This window comes from Mesorhizobium sp. M1A.F.Ca.IN.020.04.1.1 (assembly GCF_003997315.1).
Classification (GTDB): Bacteria; Pseudomonadota; Alphaproteobacteria; order Rhizobiales; family Rhizobiaceae; genus Mesorhizobium.
In genome coordinates this window covers 1-17513 of sequence record NZ_RZSN01000005.1, presented here as the reverse complement: position 1 = coordinate 17513, position 17513 = coordinate 1, and the positions used below count along the sequence as shown (strand labels likewise).

Here is a 17513-nt window from a genome sequence, read left to right as displayed (position 1 = left end):
CATTTGTGAATGGCGAAATCATCTCATGCCCTTGTCGCGATGATGCGGCGTGCGGCGTTGAGGCCGGGAGCGCCGGAGATGCCGCCGCCGGGATGCGAGCCGGCGCCGGCAAGGAACAGCCCTTCGAGCGGCGTGTCGTAGCCCGACCAGCCGGAGATGGGCCGCGACATCAACATCTGGTCGGCCTGCAATTCGCCATGGTGCCAGTGGCCGCCGGGCATGCGGTAGCGTGCCTCGATGTCGGCTGGGGTCAGAAGTTCGGCATCACGCACCGTGGCGCCGATGCCAGGCGCATAGGCTTCGAGCTGCGCCATGATCGCCTCGAGGAATTGCGGCTTGCCGGCGGTCCAGCCCTGTTTCAGCGCATAGGGCGCGTACTGCACCACGGCCGAGAGCACGCAGGCGCCGGAGGGTGCCAGCGAAGGATCTATCAGGCTGGGCAGCGTGATCTCCATCACCGGCTCGGGCGAGAACTCGCCATATTTCGACGGGTTGAAGGCGCGCTCGACATGCTCGGGCGAAGGCGCGATGACGAGGCGGCCCTTGTGGCCAGCGGCGTCGACGCCGGCAAATTGCGGCGGCCGGTCGAGTGCGAGATGGAGCTTCGCCGCATCGCCCTTCATGCGGATGTTCTTCACCTTGCGCACGAAACCGGTATCGACCTCGCGCGGCCCGGCCAGATCAAGGATCGTCGTTGCGGGATTGATGGCCGAGACGACGGCTTTTGCGCGCAGCGCTTCGCCGCCCTGCGTGACGACACCGACGGCGCGGCCCTTCTCGACGACGACCTTGGCGACCGGCGAAGCCAGGCGGATCGAAACGCCCGCCTTCTCGGCCGCTGAGCGGATGGCGGCAACGACCGCGCCCATGCCACCCTTGGGCTGTATCTGCGCGCCGGCGAGGCCGCCGATCTCGCCAGCCAGCCGATAGTAGAGGCCGAGCAGCGATGTCGGCGAGCGCGGACCGAGATGGCAGCCCAGTGTCGCGTCGAAAGCGAGCAGGCCTTTCAGCCTGTCGTCGGAAAGCTGCTCGTCGAGCAGGTCGTAGACGTTCATCAAGAGCACGCGCAGGAAGTCGCGCATGTCCTCCTTGCCGAGCTTCTTCAGCGCCAGCGCCGTCTGGCCGAGCCCGGTCATTTCGGCGAGCGACATGCCGGCAAGGTCCGGCGGGCGACGCGACAGGAAGGGTTTCAGCACGCCGGCGTAGCGCAACAGCTGCGCGCGCAGGTCGCGCCAAGCCGACTGCTCCGACGGGCTGGCGCCCGTCAGCGCCTCGCCATAGGCGCCGTGCAGCACCAGCGGGCCGTCTTTCGACAATGCAATCGACGGCACCAAATCGCCGCGCTCGATCTTCAGCCCGTGGCGCTCGAGCTCCAGCGTCTTCACCACATCGGGATGCAGGCGGTTGAGCAGATGAGCGACCGAGGAGGCGCGAAACCCCGGCGCGAATTCCTCGGTGCGCGCCGCGCCGCCGACCTCCTTGCCGGCCTCGAGCAGCAGCACCTTGCGTCCCGATTTCGCCAGCGTGGCGGCGGCGACCAGGCCGTTGTGCCCGCCGCCGATGACGATCGCGTCCCAATTCGTTTCAGATGACGTCATGGGCCAGGCTCATATGCAGGGTTGGTTTGGCGAGATCGCGCAGGATCTCGGCGGCGGCGTTGCGTCCGGGCGCGCCCATGACGCCGCCGCCCGGATGCGTGGAGGAACCGCACATATAGAGCCCGCCGACCGGCGAACGGTATTGCGCGTAGCCCGGCACCGGGCGATTGAACAGCAGCTGGTCGAAGGTCAGTTCGCCTTGGAAGATGTTGCCTTCGGTGAGGCCGACCTCGGCCTCGATCTCGCGCGGCGTGCGCACCTCCATATGGACGATGCGGTCGCGGAAGCCGGGCGAATATTCGGCGATCTGCGCAACCACGCTCTCGGCGAAGCCGTCGCGGTCGGCGTCCGTCCAGTCTCGGCCGCCAATTTTGGGCGGCGCGTATTGCACGAAGCAGCTCATGAAATGTTTTCCCGGCGGCGCCATGGTCGGGTCGAGTGTGGTCGGGATCACCATGTCGAGGAAGGGATCGGCCGACCAGCGCCCGGCCTTCCAGTCGTCATAGGCGCGCTCCATGCGCTCGATTGAATCGGTGAAGTGCATGTCGGCGCGATAGACCGGCGAATCCTTCGGCAGAGCCGGGAATTGGGGAAGTGAATCCAGCGCGATGTTGACCTTGCCGGACGAGCCGCGGATCTTGAAGTTCCTGACCCGCCGAAGGAAGATGTCGGGCAGCTCCTTCTCCTCGACCAGCTTCAGGAAGGTGCGCTTCACGTCGGCGTTTGAGACGACGAGCTTGCCATAGACCTCTTCGCCGCCGGCCAGTACGACGCCCTTGGCCCTGCCGTTCCTAATCAGCACGCGCTCGACCTCGGCGCCGGTGCGGATCGTGCCGCCGGAGGCCTTGAACGAGGCGGCGAGCGCCTTGGTCACGGCACCCATACCGCCACGCGCATAGCCCCAGGCGCCCACCGAGCCATCGACCTCACCCATATAGTGGTGGAGCAGGACATAGGCCGTGCCGGGCGACATGGGCCCAAGCGCCGTGCCTATGATGCCGGAGAGCGCAAAGTTCGCCTTGATGACGTCGGTCTCGAAATACTCGTCGAGGAAGTCGGAGATCGACATCGTCCAGAAGCGCAAGGTCAGCGCCATTTCCTCAGCGGTGAGACCGGCGAATTTGTTGCCGAGATAGAGCAGCTCGCCAAGATCGCGCGGCTTGAAGCTGGTGGGATCGGGCGCGGTGCGCATCAACAGCGGCTGGATGAAGCGGCACTGCCTTGTGACGTCGCGCGAATAGCGGTCGTAGGCCTCGGCGTCGCGCTTGGAGAAGCGGGCGAATTCGCGGCGATGCGCATCGTGGTCGCGGTAGTTGGCGAGATAGTCGCCGTCGCGCGTGAACACCGCGCCGCCTTCATAGGAGATCACCTGCAGGCCGAAGCGCGGCAGCTCCAGATCGCGCATGATCTCGGGCCGGAACAGCGAGCAGACATAGGAGCAGTTGGAGTAGAGAAAGCCCGGCGTCAGCTCGCGGCTGGTCGCCGCACCGCCGACCCAGTCGTTCTTCTCGACCACCAGCACGTCGAGCCCGGCGCGCTGCAGATAGCCGGCGTTGACCAGCCCGTTGTGGCCGCCGCCGATGACGATCGCGTCCCATGCCTTCATGTGCGCTCAACCTCCCTCCGGCCGCCCGTTTTTGGGTGCGATTTGTTCCCCGATCAGCCGAATTTGGCACGGGTCACGGTTTTTTGTCCAGCCATTTTGAATGAATGTTCAACAAATGGTGTTGCGTTTCTGCGTTGATGCGCTAGGCTTTGCCCCGCATTTCTGGTGTCCACTAGCGCGAAGGTGACTTCGGCATTTGAGGCTCAGTCCGATGATCGAAACGGCTAACGCCGAGCCGGAATATGACGACGCGGCCATTCGCTTCCTCGAGGCGCTCTGGGGCGATGGCTACCTCTCCCCGGGCGGCCCGGACGAAGTGGACCGCGTGGTCGAAGGCCTCTCGCTCAAGGTCAAGACGATCCTCGATCTCGGCTGCGGCGCCGGCGGCGTCACGCTGGATCTGGTCGCGCGCCATGGTGCGGCGCATGCGACCGGTTTCGATGTCGAGAGGCCGGTGATCGAGACGGCAAAGCGAAAGGCGGCTGCGCAGGGTCTCCAGGACCGCGTGAGCTTCGTCCAAGCGCCGCCGGGACCGCTGCCTTTCACCGATGCTTCCTTCGACGTCGTCTTCTCCAAGGACGCACTGTTGCATGTCCGGGACAAGGATGCCCTGTTCGCCGAGATCTTCCGCGTGCTGAAGCCCGGCGGCGTCTTCGCCGCGTCGAACTGGATGATCTCGCATGACGGCGAGCCGTCTGCGGACATGAAGGCCTATCTCGCGGCGGAAGGCTTGTCCTTTGCCATGGCTTCGCCGGCGCGCTACGCCGAAGCGATGCGTCGTGCTGGCTTCCGCGACATCAGCGTCCGCGACCGCAACGCATGGTACCGCGAGGTGGCGCGGGAGGAACTGGCGCGCCTGAAGGGGCCACTCTATCAAGCGCTCGCCGCCGCGGTCGGCGGGGGCTATGTCGACAAGAACATCCGGACCTGGGAGGCGATGCAGAAGGTGCTTGACAGTGGTGAGCACCGCCCCACTCATCTGCGCGGTTGGAAGCCGGTCGGATAGCCGGCAATGCTGGAGACCGTCACGCTCATGAAGAATGCAGAGGCCAGGGATGCCTTGCCCGAACCGGCACGAAAAGGAGAGGCCGAGAAGCGCGGCCGCAAGGCTTCGAAAGAAGTCAGGCAACTCCAGTTGATCGAGGCGACGATCGATTCACTGGCCAAGCGCGGCTATGCGGAAACGACGATGGCCGATGTGGCCGACGGCGCGGGCCTGTCCCGCGGCATCGTCAACTTCCATTTCGAAAGCAAGGAGAAGCTGCTCGTCGCCACGCTGCAATATATGTATGACGAGTATTCGGCGCATTGGCGCGCGGCCTTGCAGAAGGCAGGCGACGATCCGGCGCGGCAGCTGCAGGCGCTGGTGTGGGCCGACTTCGATCGCTCGATCTGCAACAAGCGCAAGCTCGCCGCCTGGTGCGCCTTCTGGGGCGAGGCCAAATCGCGGCCGACCTACCAGGCGCTGAGCAGCTCGCGCGACGCTTACTACCAGCAGGTGTTCATCGATCTCTGCGCGACGCTCAAGCAAAGCGGCGGCTATGCCTATGAGCCGCAGGTCATGGCGCTGGCGCTATCGGCCATGCTCGAGGGCCTGTGGCTGCGGTTGATGATGGGCACCCAGGACACCACGCGCGAGACCGCGCTGCAGGCGGCCAACGCGTTCCTGGCCGCCGCCTTTCCGAAACACTACGATTAACGTCAGCCCGGGGTTAGCAACAGCCGGCCAGCAAGACCGGCAAGACCAAAGAGGATGGAACAGCATGAAGAAACTCAGCCGACGCCTGACACTTACTTTGGCGCTCGCCGGCGCGCTGGCGTCTTCGGCGGCAGCGTTCGCCGTTGCCGCCGACAAGGACCTCATCGTGTTCGACTGGTCCGGCTATGAGGACCCCAGCTTCCACGGCAAATATGTCGAGAAGGACGGCGACTCGCCGACCTTCGCCTTCTTCGGCGATGAGGACGAGGCATTTGAGAAGATCCGCTCCGGCTTCAAGGCCGACCTCGGCCATCCGTGTTCGCAAAGCGTGGTGAAGTGGCGCGAGGCGGGGCTGTTGCAGCCGCTCGACACTTCCAAGATCGCCGGCTGGAAGGATCTCGACCCCGGCATCATGGCGATGAAGGACCTTGCCACCACCCCCGACGGCAAAGCCTGGTTCATGCCTTGGGACTGGGGTGACACGCAGCTCACCTTCAACTCCGACAAGATCGCCGAGAAGGACGTGCAGTCGCTGAAGGCCTTCGCCGATCCCAAGTATAAGGGACGCGTCTCGATCGGCGACAATGTCGACGACGCCTATGCGCTGGCCAGCCTCGCCATCGGGCTGAAGGACTGGACAAAGATGACGGACGAGCAGTTCAAGCAGGCGTCCGATTTCCTGCGCCAAGTGCACAAGAACGTGCGCTCCTACTGGACCGACACCACCGACATCGTGCAGCTGCTCTCAGGCGGCGAGGTCGATCTCGCCTGGGCCTGGAACGACGCGGCGGTGCAATCACAGGCCGCCGGCGTGCCGATCAAGTCCAAGAAGGATACCGAGGAGGGCATCTCGACCTGGGTGTGCGGCTATGTGCTGTTCAAGGACGCGCCCGGCAACATTGACAAGGCCTATGACTATCTCAATGCCGTCAACGATCCGGAAGTCGCCAAGGTGCTGGTCAAGGACTGGGGCTACGGCCAAACCAACGCCAAGGGCATGGCCGGTGTCGACCAGGCGGTGCTCAAGGAAAAGGGCTACGACAACGTGGAAAAATGGGTCGACAAGACGCTGTTCCAGCAGCCGCTGCCTTCCGAGCTCAAGCTGAAGATGATCGCCGAGTTCGAGAAGATCAAGGCCGGCTATTGAACAGCAAGACCGAAAGCACCGACGTTGCAATCGTCGGCGCCGGCTTCACTGGCCTGTCGGCCGCGCTCGAATTGAAGCGCGCCGGCATCGATTTCCTTGTCCTGGAAGCGCGCGGCCGCGTCGGCGGTCGTGTGGAAGGTGTGCGAAACGGGCTCGGCGAGCTGATCGACAGCGGCGGCCAGTTCCTGTGCGAAGACATGCCGGAGCTGATGGCGCTGGCCAGGGCGCGCGGCAAGACCTTCGTCAAAACCTTTGTCGATGGCGATTTCATCACCCATCCACCGATGTCGGTCGACCAGGCCGGACAGACCTATGTGACCGCGATGGCGATCCGCGACCGCATGAACTGGACCGAGCCTGACGATCCCGCGATCGCCGGGCTGACCGTCGCCTCCTGGCTCGAACGCCAGACCGATCCGGTAGATGCCAAAGCCGCCTTCCGCTCGATGATCGAAGGACTGTGGTGCCTGGCGCTGGAAAAGGTGCCGCTCTGGTACCTGATCGACAATGATCGCCGCATCACCAACGACGTCCCGGAACTGCAATATTCTCTGCGCGAGACCATGCAGTCGCTGGCCGCGGACCTGGCGGGCGATCTCGGTGACCGGCTGCGGCTGAACGAGCCGGTCATTCGCGTCGAGCGCGGGCCGTCCGGCGTTCGTGTCGTCGTCGGCAGTGGCGCCGTCGAGGCGCGCGAGGTCCTGCTCGCCCTGCCGCCTGCGACGGCCAACAGGCTCGACTTTCGGCCTGCCTTGTCAACGGCCTTGAAGAAGGCGCTTGGCGTCTGGGAAAGCGGCGCGGTGGTCAAGATCCTCGTCCGCTATGCCAGGCCGTTCTGGCGCGAGCGCGATCTGAGCGGAATGGTTATGTGGCGCGACATGCCGGGCCTGTTTGCCTGCGATGCCAGCAGGGACGCGGAGCATGCAGCGCTCGTCGTCTTCATCGGTGGGCCGCTGGCGCTGCGCTGCCGCAAGCTGGGTGCTGCGGCGTTGCGCGCCGAGGTCATTGCGAAGCTCGCGGATGCGCTCGGTCCGGACGCGGCCGATATTCTCGATTTCAGCCAGCGCGACTGGACGCATGACCGCTGGAGCGGCGGCGCCTATAGCGATCTCATCGTCGACGTGACGGCAAGAGATGCCGAGCGCACGATTCTTGCCGGCGCGCCGCCGATCCATTTTGCGTCGTCGGAAGTGTCGCCGTCCTTCCCCGCCTATGTCGAGGGCGCGATCGTGGCCGGGCACATCGCCGCCGGGAAGATTTTGGCGCGGCTTCAGTCCGCCATCGCCACCAGGGCCTCTGGGTCGTAGGCGAGACGGATCGGCGCGCCGACCGGAATGTCGTCGGCGCCGAAATCATTGGTCTCGGTCACCGAGAGCGGCTTTTCCAGCCCCGGGATCTCGACGATCAGATGCGTGATCTCGCCGAAATAGTGGCGCTCGACCACCTTGCCGGCGACCTCGAACTTGGCCGTCGCATTGTCCCAGAGCACGCGCAGCCGCTCCGGCCGGATACCGAGAGTCGCCGCGCCGCCGTTGCGGACGAAGGCCTTCGGCTTGTGGGTCCTCACACGCCCGAAGCCAAGCGTGTCGACAACCAAGGACGCGCCGTTCTCCTCGACGATCTCGGCCTTGACGAAATTCATGCCGCCGAGGAAGTCGGCGACCTGGCGGTTGACCGGGCGCTGGTAGATTTCCTTGGGCGAGGCGACCTGCGCGATACGGCCGCCGAACATCACGGCTATGCGGTCCGACATGGCCAAAGCCTCATACTGATCGTGCGTGACCAGCACGAAGGTGATGCGTACCGCCTGCTGCAGCCGGCGCAACTCGACCTGCATCTGCTCGCGCAGCTTCTTGTCGAGAGCCGATAGCGGCTCGTCGAGCAGCAGCACCTTGGGACGCATGACCAGCGCGCGGGCCAGCGCCACGCGCTGACGCTGGCCGCCGGAGAGTTCGGTGGCGCGGCGCTTGCCAAGGCCGGTCAGCGACACCTGCGCCAGCGCCTCCTCGACGCGGCGCTTTTCTTCGCCGCCCTGCAGTTTCAGCCGCTTCAGCCCGTAGGAGACGTTCTGCTCGACATTGAGATGCGGAAAGATCGCGTAGCTCTGGAAGACCATGTTGGTCGGACGCCGGTTGGCGGGAATGCCGTCCATCGGCTGGCCGTCGACCGCGATCGAGCCGCTGGTCGGCGTGTCGAAGCCGGCGATCATGCGCAAGAGCGTGGTCTTGCCGCAGCCGGACGGCCCGAGCAGCGAGAAGAACTCGCCCTCCCTGATCGCGAGCGATGCATTATTCAACGCCTTGAACGCGCCGTAGCTGCGCGTGACGTCGCGGATCTCGATCATGGTGCGATCGGAAATCGTTCGCTCGGACTGGACCTGCTCAAGCATAGAGGCCTCCCTCGTTCTGGGTGCGTCTCGCCGCGCGGCGGCGCAGGATCTCTGCAACGGTCATCAGCACGAAGGACGCCGCCAGCAGCAAGGTGCCGAGCGCCAGCACGCCGGGGAGCTTGGCCGCGAAGCGCAGCTGTCCCCAGATGTAGATCGGCAGCGTCGCCTCGGTGCCGGTGAGGAAGAAGGCGATGATGAACTCGTCGAGCGAGATGGTGAAGCAGACCAGCAGGCTGGAGATGATCGCCGGCGCCACCATTGGCAGCGTCACCCGCCGGAAGGTGCCGAAGGCGCTTTCGCCGAGATCGGCGGAGGCTTCCTCGAGGCTGCGGTCGAAACCTTCGAAGCCGGAGGTCAGCACCGTCATCGAATAGGGAATGCAGACCAGCACATGCCCAAGCACGACCGTGAACAGCGACAGGCTCAAGCCCAGTTGCAGCATCACCAGCAGCATCGAGATGGCAACGATGACCTCGGGCAGCACCAGCGGGGCCATGATCAGCCCGTTGACGGTGCGTCGGCCGGGATAGCGGTAGCGGGTGATCGAACGGGCGGCGAGAATGCCGAACACGGTCGACAGGATAGCGGCCGAGGCGCCGACAACCAAGCTGTTCCAGGTGGCGTCGATCAGTGCCGGCGTGCGCGGCAGGTCCTGGTACCAATGCAGCGTGACGCCTGAGAGCGGGAATTTCGGCGTCGCCGCGGTGTTGATCGAGAAGATCGGCAGGAAGATCACCGGCAGATAGAGGAAGAGAATGTAGAGCGCGGCGTAGCTCGACAGCCAGCTTGGCAGGTAACGCCTGATCGCCGTCATCGCGCCAGCCTCTGCAGCGCGCGGATGACCAGCACCGCGGCGCCTGCCATCAGCGAGACGATGACCATGGTGGTGACGGAGAGTGCTGCGCCGAGCGGCCAGTTCGACGCCTTGCCGAATTGCGCCTGGATGGCGTTGGCAATCATCACGCCGTCTTTGCCGCCGACCAGCTTCGGCGTGACGTAGTCGCCGACGGTCGGGATCATGACGATCAGCGCCGCCGAGATGACGCCTGGCGCCGACAGCGGCAAGGTCACGCGCAGAAAGGAGCGCAGCGGCCCGTCGCCGAGATCGGTCGCCGCTTCGACCAGGGTGCGGTCGACCTTCTCCAGCGAAACGAAGATCGGCAGGATGGCGAAGGTCGCCCAGGCGTGGGTCAGCGTGATGATGACGGCGCTGGAATTATAGAGCAGCGCAGTCGACGGCTCGTCGATGAGCCCGAGGCCCATCAGGCCGGAATTGAGCACGCCGTTGTAGCCGAGGATCACCTTCCACGACATCACGCGCAGCAGGTAGCTGGTCCAGAACGGGATGGTGATGAGGAACAGCCAGAGGCTCTTCTGGCGGCCGCCATGGAAGGAAATGAAATAGGCGATCGGATAGGCGAGCAGCACGGTGAGCAGGCTAACCGTCAGCGAGATGTAGAGCGAGCGCCAGAGCAGGTCGCGGTAGATCGGCTCGGTCAGCGCGATCCGATAATTCTCCAGCGTGAATGTGTGGTCGATGGTCAGGTAGTCCTGCGTCCAGAAGGAATGGGCTATAACAACCAGGATCGGCAGGACGAGAAGGATGAGCGCGTAAACGAAGGTCGGGCTGATCAGCGCAATGCCCTGGACGGCTTCCGACTGCAGAAGGGGACTTCGTCTGGCTCTCGCCATGCGCAGCGGGGGCGACCCTTCCGCGGCGGCCGTCATTGCAGCGCTCCGGGCGTGATTGCAGTTGCCGGCTCGGACTGTCCCGCCATACGGCCTTCCCATTGATCAGCGCCGACTGCCTGGTCCCAATTTATGTGCCCGGAGCGATCACTCCAGACTTGCCGGCTTTCTTTCATCATGAGCGCATCCGCCGATTGAAATCAAGCGCTATTTCTGCAATATTGATTGAATGGACATTCAAAATGAAGTGACGAAAAGCCGAATTTCCATGGCTTCCCGCTTCGTTTCATGTCTCTGGAAATCACCGCAACGGACCATGCGAGGCTAAGATGGCGGCTGCACGAGAGATCAAGGCGAGGGAAGTTGTGGAGCCCGGGGACGACGATGCGGTCGAGCTGGCCAAGCGCCATCTGGTCCAGCCCTGGCCCTATGCCGGTTCGGTCGGCGCCGAGGCACGGGCGCTGATCGGCGAGGGCGAGGGCATCTACATCACCGACGCATCCGGCAAGCGGCTGATCGACGGTCCGGCCGGCATGTGGTGCATCAATGTCGGGCATCGCCGCGAGGAACTGGCAAGGGTGATGTACGACCAGGCGATGGCGCTGTCCTACAACACGCCTTGGTATACGATGAATGCGCCCTCAGCCGAGCTTGCGAGACGCATCGCCGATGCCGCTCCCGGCGATCTCAGTCACACCTTCTTCACCACCGGCGGCTCGTCGGCGGTGGAGACGGCGCTGCGCTTCATGCAGTTCTACAACAATGTGCGCGGCAGGCCGGAGAAGAAGCTGATCCTCAGCCGCGGCGGCGCCTATCACGGCTCGACGTACCTGTCGGCCTCGCTCAACGGCCGCCCGCGCGACCGGCACTGGATGGATGGTGCCGACGAGCTGGTAATCAAGCTCTCCTCGCCCGATCCGTTCCGACGGCCGAAGGAGATGAGCATCGACGCCTTCACCGATTTCCTCGTCGACCAGTTCCGCGACACGGTCGCGCGCGTCGGCGCCGGTCGCATTGGCGCCTTTGTCGGCGAACCGGTGCAAGCTTCGGGCGGCGTCGTCGTGCCGCCGGACGGATACCTGAAGCGCATCCGTGAGATCTGCCGCGAGAACGAGATACTCTATGTCTCGGACGAGGTGGTGACCGGCTTCGGACGGCTCGGCCATCTTTTTGCCTCAGGCGACGTGTTCGGCCTCGATCCGGACATGATCACCTTCGCCAAGGGGGTGACCTCGGGCTATTTCCCGCTTGGCGGCGTGATCATCTCGGAGCGGCTGCTGGAGGAACTGCGCCGCTCCAACCATCCCGATGCGCTGTTTGGCCATGGCCTCACCTACACCAGCCATCCGATCGGCTGCGCCGTCGCGCTGAAGAACCTCGATCTTTTGGAAGAGGGCGTGCTTCAGCATGCGCGCGAGATCGCGCCCTATTTCCAGGCGCGCCTGAAAACGCTCGAGGAACTGCCGCTGGTCGGCGAGGTACGCGGCGCCGGCCTGATGGCTTGCGTCGAATGCGTCGCCGACCGCGAGAGCAAGGATCCGCTGCAGCTCGACAAGGATGTGGGAAAGCGTATCGACGCGCATTGCCATGAGCTCGGTCTCTTGGTGCGGCCGCTGATCAACATGTGCGTGATGTCGCCGCCGCTCATCATCAGCCGCGAGCAGATCGACGACATGGTCGCGATCCTGCGCGAAGGCATCTCGCGCACGATGGATGATCTGAGGAAGGAAGGCGTCTGGCGGGGGTGAGAGAGCGCCCCTCTCCCCGTTCTACGGGGAGTGTAGCCGGCGGGTGAGGGGCAGCGCCAGCTTGCGAGATTTAGTTCAGACGCTCCCTGAGGTTCGGGAGCCAGAGCCAATTGTGAGGCGCTTGCCCTGCCCCGCCCTTCGGGCACCTTCTCCCCGTGTAACAGGGAGAAGGGAAGACGCTCACCCCTTCGACCGCAGCGCGTCGTTCAATCCCCACATGTCCTTTTCCTCCGGTGCGGTCTCCAAGTTCAGCACCGGCACCTGCCTGCGCAGATGGTCGTGGTGGGTGCGCACGCCATATTCGAGGTCGGAGAGGTAGAAGCCCCCGAACGCCTCGGAGAGCATGGATTCGTTCGACCAGACGGAGAGCTGGACATCCTCGTTCATGGTGTCGCGGTCGATGCGGTAGGCAAGGTAGCGCGCCGCCGCCTGCTCCCGCGTCTCGTCCTTGTAGCGATAGATCGCGCCGCGCAGCAGCGTCTCGCCGGTGGACAGCGGGAACTCCTGATAGAACTGCACCGATTCCGGCATGATCGACAGCGCGTTGTTGGGGAAGATGCCGTAATAGATCCAGGCTTTGCGCAGATGCTCCGGCAGGTGCGTCGGCTCGGGCGCTATTTTGATGTACTGGTTGACGCTCCAGCGCCGCCCGGCATGCGGGTTGTAGGTGGCGAAGGACCGCGACACGCCGTTGACGAAGGGTTCGTCGAAATAGGTCGCGCCGTAGAGGTCCTGCAGCGCCGGATGCGCCATGGCGACGTGATAGCCCTCATTGTCGACGTCGCGCACCGATTTCCAGTTGACCGGTGATTTCTGGGTCCAAATGCCCAGGCACGGCACCATGTCGGCAACATTGTAATGGGCGATCTCCGCCTCGATCGGCTTCAAGAGTTCAGCCACGGAAGGCTGCGGGCCACCGTTACGGAAGCGGATGAAGATGAAGCCCATCCAGACTTCGAGATCGAGCGGCATCAGCCCGAACTCGGTCTTGTCGAGTTCCGGGAAGGAGCGCGGACGGGCAGCCCCCCGCAGCGTGCCGTCGAGATTGTAGACCCAGCCGTGGAACGGGCAGATCAGCGCGTTCTTGCAGGTGCCCTGGCTGTCGGCGACGACGCGGCTGCCCCGATGACGGCACATGTTGTTGAAGGCACGCACGACGCCGTCCTTGCCGCGCACGATCAGCGCCCGCTCGCCGATGACGTCCATCGTCAGATAGTCGCCCGGATTTGGCACGTCGGAGACATGGCCGGCGATCTGCCAGTGATTGCGGAAGACGTATTCCTTCTCAAGCTCGAGAAGGGCGTTGGAGTGGTAACTCCACCCCGGCAAACCCCGCCGGTCCCAATCGTTGGGGATCGCCACGTCACGCAGGTGCGGGTTCATGAAAATGCTCTCGTTTTGTTGAATGCTCGTTCAATAAAAACACATTTTCCGTTAAAATGCAATGGCTTGTGAAAGTATGGAAATTTCATGCCGACCGGCTTGCAGTCATCCGAGCCGAGAAAATCCCGGAAAATCCGAGCCTTAACCAGGAGTGCAAAACGGCGGTTCCAGCTTCGGATCCGCAGTTTGTGAGGGCACCGTTTCGACGCGCTCCGCGCATCGGACCATGCCAATTCTGCGCCTGTGTGAGGTCGCTTACAGTCCGCCGCATCAGACAGGAGCAAAAGGAACAGAAGTGATCCCCGTTTCAGTCCTGTTACATGGGCCATCCCGCCCTATCATCCGGCTGTTACGTGGTGCGGTTAAGTTCGCTTCAAGGAAAAAAGAAAGATAACGAAGGGAACAGCCGATGTTTGCCAAAGTCCGGATCGCCGATGCCAGCCGCCGCTCTTACGGTCCCGAGCGCAATGATCGCCGTCCGAAGCTGGCGTTGCGCCAGCGCGCCAGCGACCATCCGATGGCGATGTTCATGCTGCTGGGCCTTGCTGCCTTCGCCAGCATGGTGCTTGCGCCAGCCGCGGGTCCCGCTTTCGCCTCGATCAATCCTCCGGCCAATGTCGTGGAGGGCGCGCCGACGACGCTCAAAACCGCGCGCCTGCCGCAGTCGCAAGTCGAATTCGCCTGCAAAGGGCAGAGCTGGGGCGCCGAGAACGCCGAATGCCTGCGTGCCATTGCCGAGCAGTCCGGTCAGCACCGGGCCCGAGCTGTGCGCATGATCGCCAATGCCGCGCCGCTGACCAACACCCCCAACGTCTTTTAAGGCTCCCCTGAGCGCACCCTCCGCGCTCCAGTCAGGCTCCCGCCGCAAAGTCGTCGGGAGCCTCTTTTTTCGAATCCGACGATATCCAGGTGAAGCCGCAGAGGGAGCAATTTCAGATGTCGGCGCCGTTGTCGGCCGCCGCGACATCGGCAACGGTCGCAAGGATGCCGCGGACGTCGAGCGTCGAGAAGGGCTTCTCCAGGATCTGCGGCCGCTGCTGCGGCGGCAGTGCCTCAATCTCGGCCTTGGCGCCGATGAGGTCGCCGGTGACCAGCACGAAACGCTGCGCCAGCCCCGGCCGTTCGGCCAGCAATTCACGGTAGATCGAGATGCCGCTGGTGCCCGGCATGCGCAGGTCGGAAAACACGATGTCCGGCGGCATGTGCCCGCTCAGAACCTCGCCGGCGGACGTCCAGCTTGGCACGAGACGCGACTTGAGCCCCATGAGCTCCAATATGTCGGACAGCGAAGCGGCGACGTCGGGCTCGTCGTCGATGATCAGCGCATGGCGCAACCCGCTCGACCGCGCCGGACCCTCGCCGGCCTTTGCCGCATTGCCGTCAATCGCCGGCAACTGGACGACGAAGCGCGCGCCGCGCGGCTGCACCTCTTCGAACCAGATGTTGCCGTTGTGGCGCTCGACGATCGATTTCGAGATCGACAGGCCGATGCCGGTACCGACGCCGACCGGCTTGGTGGTGAAGTAGGATTCGAAGATGCGTGAGCGGATCGCATCGGGAATGCCGGGTCCGTTGTCCTCGACCGAGAAGCCCGGATTGCCGCGCTCGCTGCGAAAGGTCCGCACCTTGATGCGCCGCTCGCCGGTGAAGCCGGCAAGCGCATGCTGGCTGTTGATGAGGAAGTTGGCCGCGACCTGCGTGACATGGTCGGCGTCGGCCATGGCGAGCAGCGGGCCGTTGGCGAAGTCGGTGTCGATGATGATGCCGCTGGAGCGCGCACCATAGGCGGTCACTTCGAGCGCCGAGCGCATCACCTGGTTGAGGTCGGTTTCGGCCTGCTCGGTCGGATGCAGGCGCACCATCGACAGGAAGCTCTTGACGATGCGCCCGCAGCGTTCGGCGGCCGCGCGCACCTTTTCGGCGCGCACCTTGGTCTGCGGGTCGGCCGCGAATTCATGCAGCAGGGTCGATTGCGCGACCACAACCGCCAGCGGGTTGTTGAGCTCATGCGAGACGCCGGCGAGCAGCGAGCCCATTGCCGCCATCTTTTCATTCTGGTGCAGCTTCTCGCGCTGGCGGTTGATCTCTTCTTCGGCGTGCAGCTTCTCGCGCAGGTCGCGGATCGAGCCGAAGATGAGCCGGCGGTCGGCAACCCTCATCTCCGTCGCGGTCAGCTCGATCGGAAAGATCTCGCCGGCCGCGTTCTGGGTCACTGTCTCAAGCCGCTGGCCAACCATCGGCGCGCCCCGTCCGGCCATGTACTCGGCGCCCGACGAATAACCCTTGCGGTAATAATGCGGCACGATCGTGTCGATCAGATCCTTGCCGAGGATGTCGCTACGCTTGAAGCCGAACATCTTCTCGGCGGCCGGATTGAATTCGATGATGGAGCCGGCCTCGTCGATGACGATGATGGCGTCGAGCGAAGCCTGCAGCATGGTGCGGCGGATAACCTCGCTGGCATGCGCCTCTGAGGGCGAGCGCTCGATGGCGTCGCCGATGGCGAGCGCGATGATGTGAAGCGTCGCCTCCTCTTCATCCGTCCATTCGCGTTCGGCCGCGCAGTCATTGACCGCCAGAGTGCCCCAGAGATGGCCGTGGGCGAAGACCGACACCGAAATGAAGGATTTTATGTTCTGCTTCTCGAAGTCGGCCCGCAGGAAACCATCGAGGTCGCGCGTGTGGCCGGCGAAGACCTTGCCCTGGCGCTCATCCTCCTGCAACTGCTCCAGGAGCGGATCGGAGTTGATGATCGACTGCATGATCACGGTAGGCGATGCGAGCTCGCCACCAAAAGCAGGGTCGATCCAATAGGAGGCCACGGACTGGGCGAAGCCCTCGCCCGGCAACTCGCGCAAACGGAAGAGAATGCCGCGCTGGCAGTCCAACGAACGGCACAGTGCCTCCAGTATGCTGTCCATCTCGCGCTGCCAGTCGCCTGCTTCGCGCAAGCGGCGAACGACATGGACGGCCGCCATCGCGGCGCCCTGGCGGGAGCCGTGCATTTCTGTCCGTGCGGCCTCAGCTGTCATCGTCGAACGTCATCTCCGGGGCCATATCGGTAAACCATGAAATCCAGCACACAAGCCCGAAAATCGACAACGGTTTTCTGGGGGCATGCCGCCGGACCGGAATGCTACAGCGTCGATTGCGTATCCGGAAGGTGCGCGGCGCCGGAGTCAGTTGCCGTCGCCAGCCGGCAGCGAGAAGATGTAGCCTTCGCCGCGCACCGTGCGCAGGAATTTCGGATTGGCGGGGTCCGCCTCGATCTTCTTTCTCAGACGCATGATGCGGATGTCGACAGCGCGCGACGATTCCGGGTCTTCCACGAAGCCGATCGCCTCCGAGATCGCCGCCCGCGTCAGAAGCCGGTTGGCGCGGGTGAGGAAAACTTCCAGCACGTCGAACTCGCTCTTGGCCATCTCGATGACCGCGCCATTGGCGCCGGTCACCAGCCTGCCGTCGAAATCGGCCTGGAAGCTGCCGAAATTCATGAAGCGGCGCGTGCCGGCCTCGGTCTTCGCGGCCTGGGGGGCAACCGGCTGCGGCACGCGGCGCAGCACACTGCGGACCCTCGCCAGCACTTCGCGCAACTCATAGGGCTTGACGATGTAGTCGTCGGCGCCGAGCTCCAGGCCGACGATGCGGTCGAGCGCGGTGCCGGCGGCGGTGGCGTAGATGATGCCGATCTGCGTCTTGGAACGCAGCCAGCGGCCGAGCGACAGGCCGTCCTCGCCGGGCATGGCGATGTCGAGGATGGCGAGGTGGAAGGGTTGCGCCTCGAGCAGGCTGCGCGCCGCCGCGGCATTCTCGGCCGTGGCAACGTCATAGCCGCTGGCGCCGAGATACTCGGCAACCGCTTCCCTCAGATCCGGCTCGTCCTCGACGACAATGATGCGCGGCTTCACAATGGTCTCGCTCCCGCTTTCAGCGGAAAGTAGATTGGGTATAAACATGATGTCCAGCGCTCATCTCGAGTTGTCTGTGGCGGAGTGGAGAAAATGGCAGCACGATCCGTCGTCGCGCTTGTGTCCGTTGCCGAAGTGGTGGCCGGCGACCTGGCCGACCATCTCGAGCGTCGGGGGCACGACGTGCGTCAGGCGCGCCAGCCCTGGGAGGCGGAGTCGCTGCTTTCGGCAGGCGGCATCGACGTCGTGGTCGTCGGTGACGACGTGACCCAGGCGGAGGGGCGCGAACTGCTCAAGCGCTATAGTAGCCAAGGCGGGGGCGGCGAGGGTGGCTGCGACTTCATCC

14 protein-coding genes and 1 pseudogene are annotated in these 17513 nt (G+C 64.3%); 7 read left to right on the top strand and 8 right to left on the bottom strand.

The window, feature by feature from the left end; translation table 11 throughout:
* Window positions 1-23: 23 nt before the first annotated feature.
* Complete coding sequence (locus EOA49_RS02430; protein ID WP_127243030.1) at window positions 24-1598, bottom strand: NAD(P)/FAD-dependent oxidoreductase; 1575 nt, start codon at window positions 1596-1598, stop codon at window positions 24-26.
* Entirely contained in the window at window positions 1585-3204 is a 1620-nt protein-coding gene (locus EOA49_RS02425) for an NAD(P)/FAD-dependent oxidoreductase (protein WP_127240704.1), read from the bottom strand. Before EOA49_RS02425 ends, EOA49_RS02430 begins: the two co-directional genes overlap by 14 nt.
* Before the next feature lie 211 nt (window positions 3205-3415).
* Here EOA49_RS02425 and EOA49_RS02420 point away from each other — a divergent pair, with 211 nt between their 5' ends.
* From EOA49_RS02420 to EOA49_RS02405, 4 genes are all read left to right on the top strand, one after another.
* Window positions 3416-4210, top strand: coding sequence for a class I SAM-dependent methyltransferase (locus tag EOA49_RS02420; RefSeq protein WP_067319251.1), 795 nt, complete (start codon window positions 3416-3418; stop codon window positions 4208-4210).
* 6 nt (window positions 4211-4216) lie between these two features.
* Window positions 4217-4903 carry a transcriptional regulator BetI gene (gene betI / locus EOA49_RS02415; RefSeq protein WP_095799855.1) on the top strand — a complete coding sequence of 229 codons (687 nt, stop codon included), beginning with the start codon at window positions 4217-4219 and terminating at the stop codon, window positions 4901-4903.
* Between the two features lie 64 nt (window positions 4904-4967).
* Window positions 4968-6050: an ABC transporter substrate-binding protein gene (locus EOA49_RS02410; RefSeq protein WP_127240703.1), complete on the top strand. Its 1083-nt coding sequence runs from the start codon at window positions 4968-4970 to the stop codon at window positions 6048-6050.
* Entirely contained in the window at window positions 6047-7357 is a 1311-nt protein-coding gene (locus tag EOA49_RS02405; RefSeq protein WP_164746783.1) for a flavin monoamine oxidase family protein, read from the top strand. Before EOA49_RS02410 ends, EOA49_RS02405 begins: the two co-directional genes overlap by 4 nt.
* Here EOA49_RS02405 and EOA49_RS02400 read toward each other — a convergent pair.
* From EOA49_RS02400 to EOA49_RS02390, 3 genes are read right to left on the bottom strand one after another with little or no spacing between them, the layout of a single operon-like run.
* On the bottom strand, window positions 7321-8394 hold the full coding sequence (locus EOA49_RS02400; RefSeq protein WP_127240707.1) for an ABC transporter ATP-binding protein: 1074 nt from the start codon (window positions 8392-8394) through the stop codon (window positions 7321-7323). The genes EOA49_RS02405 and EOA49_RS02400 overlap by 37 nt on opposite strands.
* A 37-nt stretch (window positions 8395-8431) precedes the next feature.
* Window positions 8432-9253 (bottom strand): ABC transporter permease, encoded by an 822-nt coding sequence (locus EOA49_RS02395; RefSeq protein ID WP_095799857.1) that lies wholly within the window; start codon window positions 9251-9253, stop codon window positions 8432-8434.
* Window positions 9250-10167, bottom strand: a complete 918-nt coding sequence (locus EOA49_RS02390; RefSeq protein WP_127240701.1) for an ABC transporter permease — start codon at window positions 10165-10167, stop codon at window positions 9250-9252. The genes EOA49_RS02395 and EOA49_RS02390 overlap by 4 nt, the downstream gene beginning before the upstream one ends.
* Window positions 10168-10457: 290 nt before the next feature.
* On the opposite strand from EOA49_RS02390, the gene EOA49_RS02385 reads away from it, so the two are divergent.
* Window positions 10458-11876: an aminotransferase gene (locus EOA49_RS02385; RefSeq protein ID WP_127240700.1), complete on the top strand. Its 1419-nt coding sequence runs from the start codon at window positions 10458-10460 to the stop codon at window positions 11874-11876.
* Window positions 11877-12056: 180 nt separating this feature from the next.
* On the opposite strand, the gene EOA49_RS02380 is transcribed toward EOA49_RS02385, so the two are convergent.
* Window positions 12057-13259, bottom strand: coding sequence for an aromatic ring-hydroxylating dioxygenase subunit alpha (locus EOA49_RS02380; RefSeq protein WP_066990508.1), 1203 nt, complete (start codon window positions 13257-13259; stop codon window positions 12057-12059).
* Between the two features lie 409 nt (window positions 13260-13668).
* On the opposite strand from EOA49_RS02380, the gene EOA49_RS02375 reads away from it, so the two are divergent.
* Complete coding sequence (locus EOA49_RS02375) at window positions 13669-14079, top strand: hypothetical protein (protein WP_127240699.1); 411 nt, start codon at window positions 13669-13671, stop codon at window positions 14077-14079.
* 112 nt (window positions 14080-14191) lie between these two features.
* Here EOA49_RS02375 and EOA49_RS02370 read toward each other — a convergent pair whose 3' ends face one another.
* Together EOA49_RS02370 and EOA49_RS02365 are read right to left on the bottom strand one after the other, a co-directional pair.
* Window positions 14192-16291, bottom strand: coding sequence for a sensor histidine kinase (locus EOA49_RS02370; protein ID WP_164746782.1), 2100 nt, complete (start codon window positions 16289-16291; stop codon window positions 14192-14194).
* 147 nt (window positions 16292-16438) lie between these two features.
* Window positions 16439-17167 (bottom strand): response regulator transcription factor, encoded by a 729-nt coding sequence (locus EOA49_RS02365; RefSeq protein ID WP_164746781.1) that lies wholly within the window; start codon window positions 17165-17167, stop codon window positions 16439-16441.
* Between the two features lie 93 nt (window positions 17168-17260).
* On the opposite strand from EOA49_RS02365, the pseudogene EOA49_RS02360 reads away from it, so the two are divergent.
* Window positions 17261-17513: pseudogene (locus EOA49_RS02360) on the top strand (DNA-binding response regulator); the annotation flags it as partial.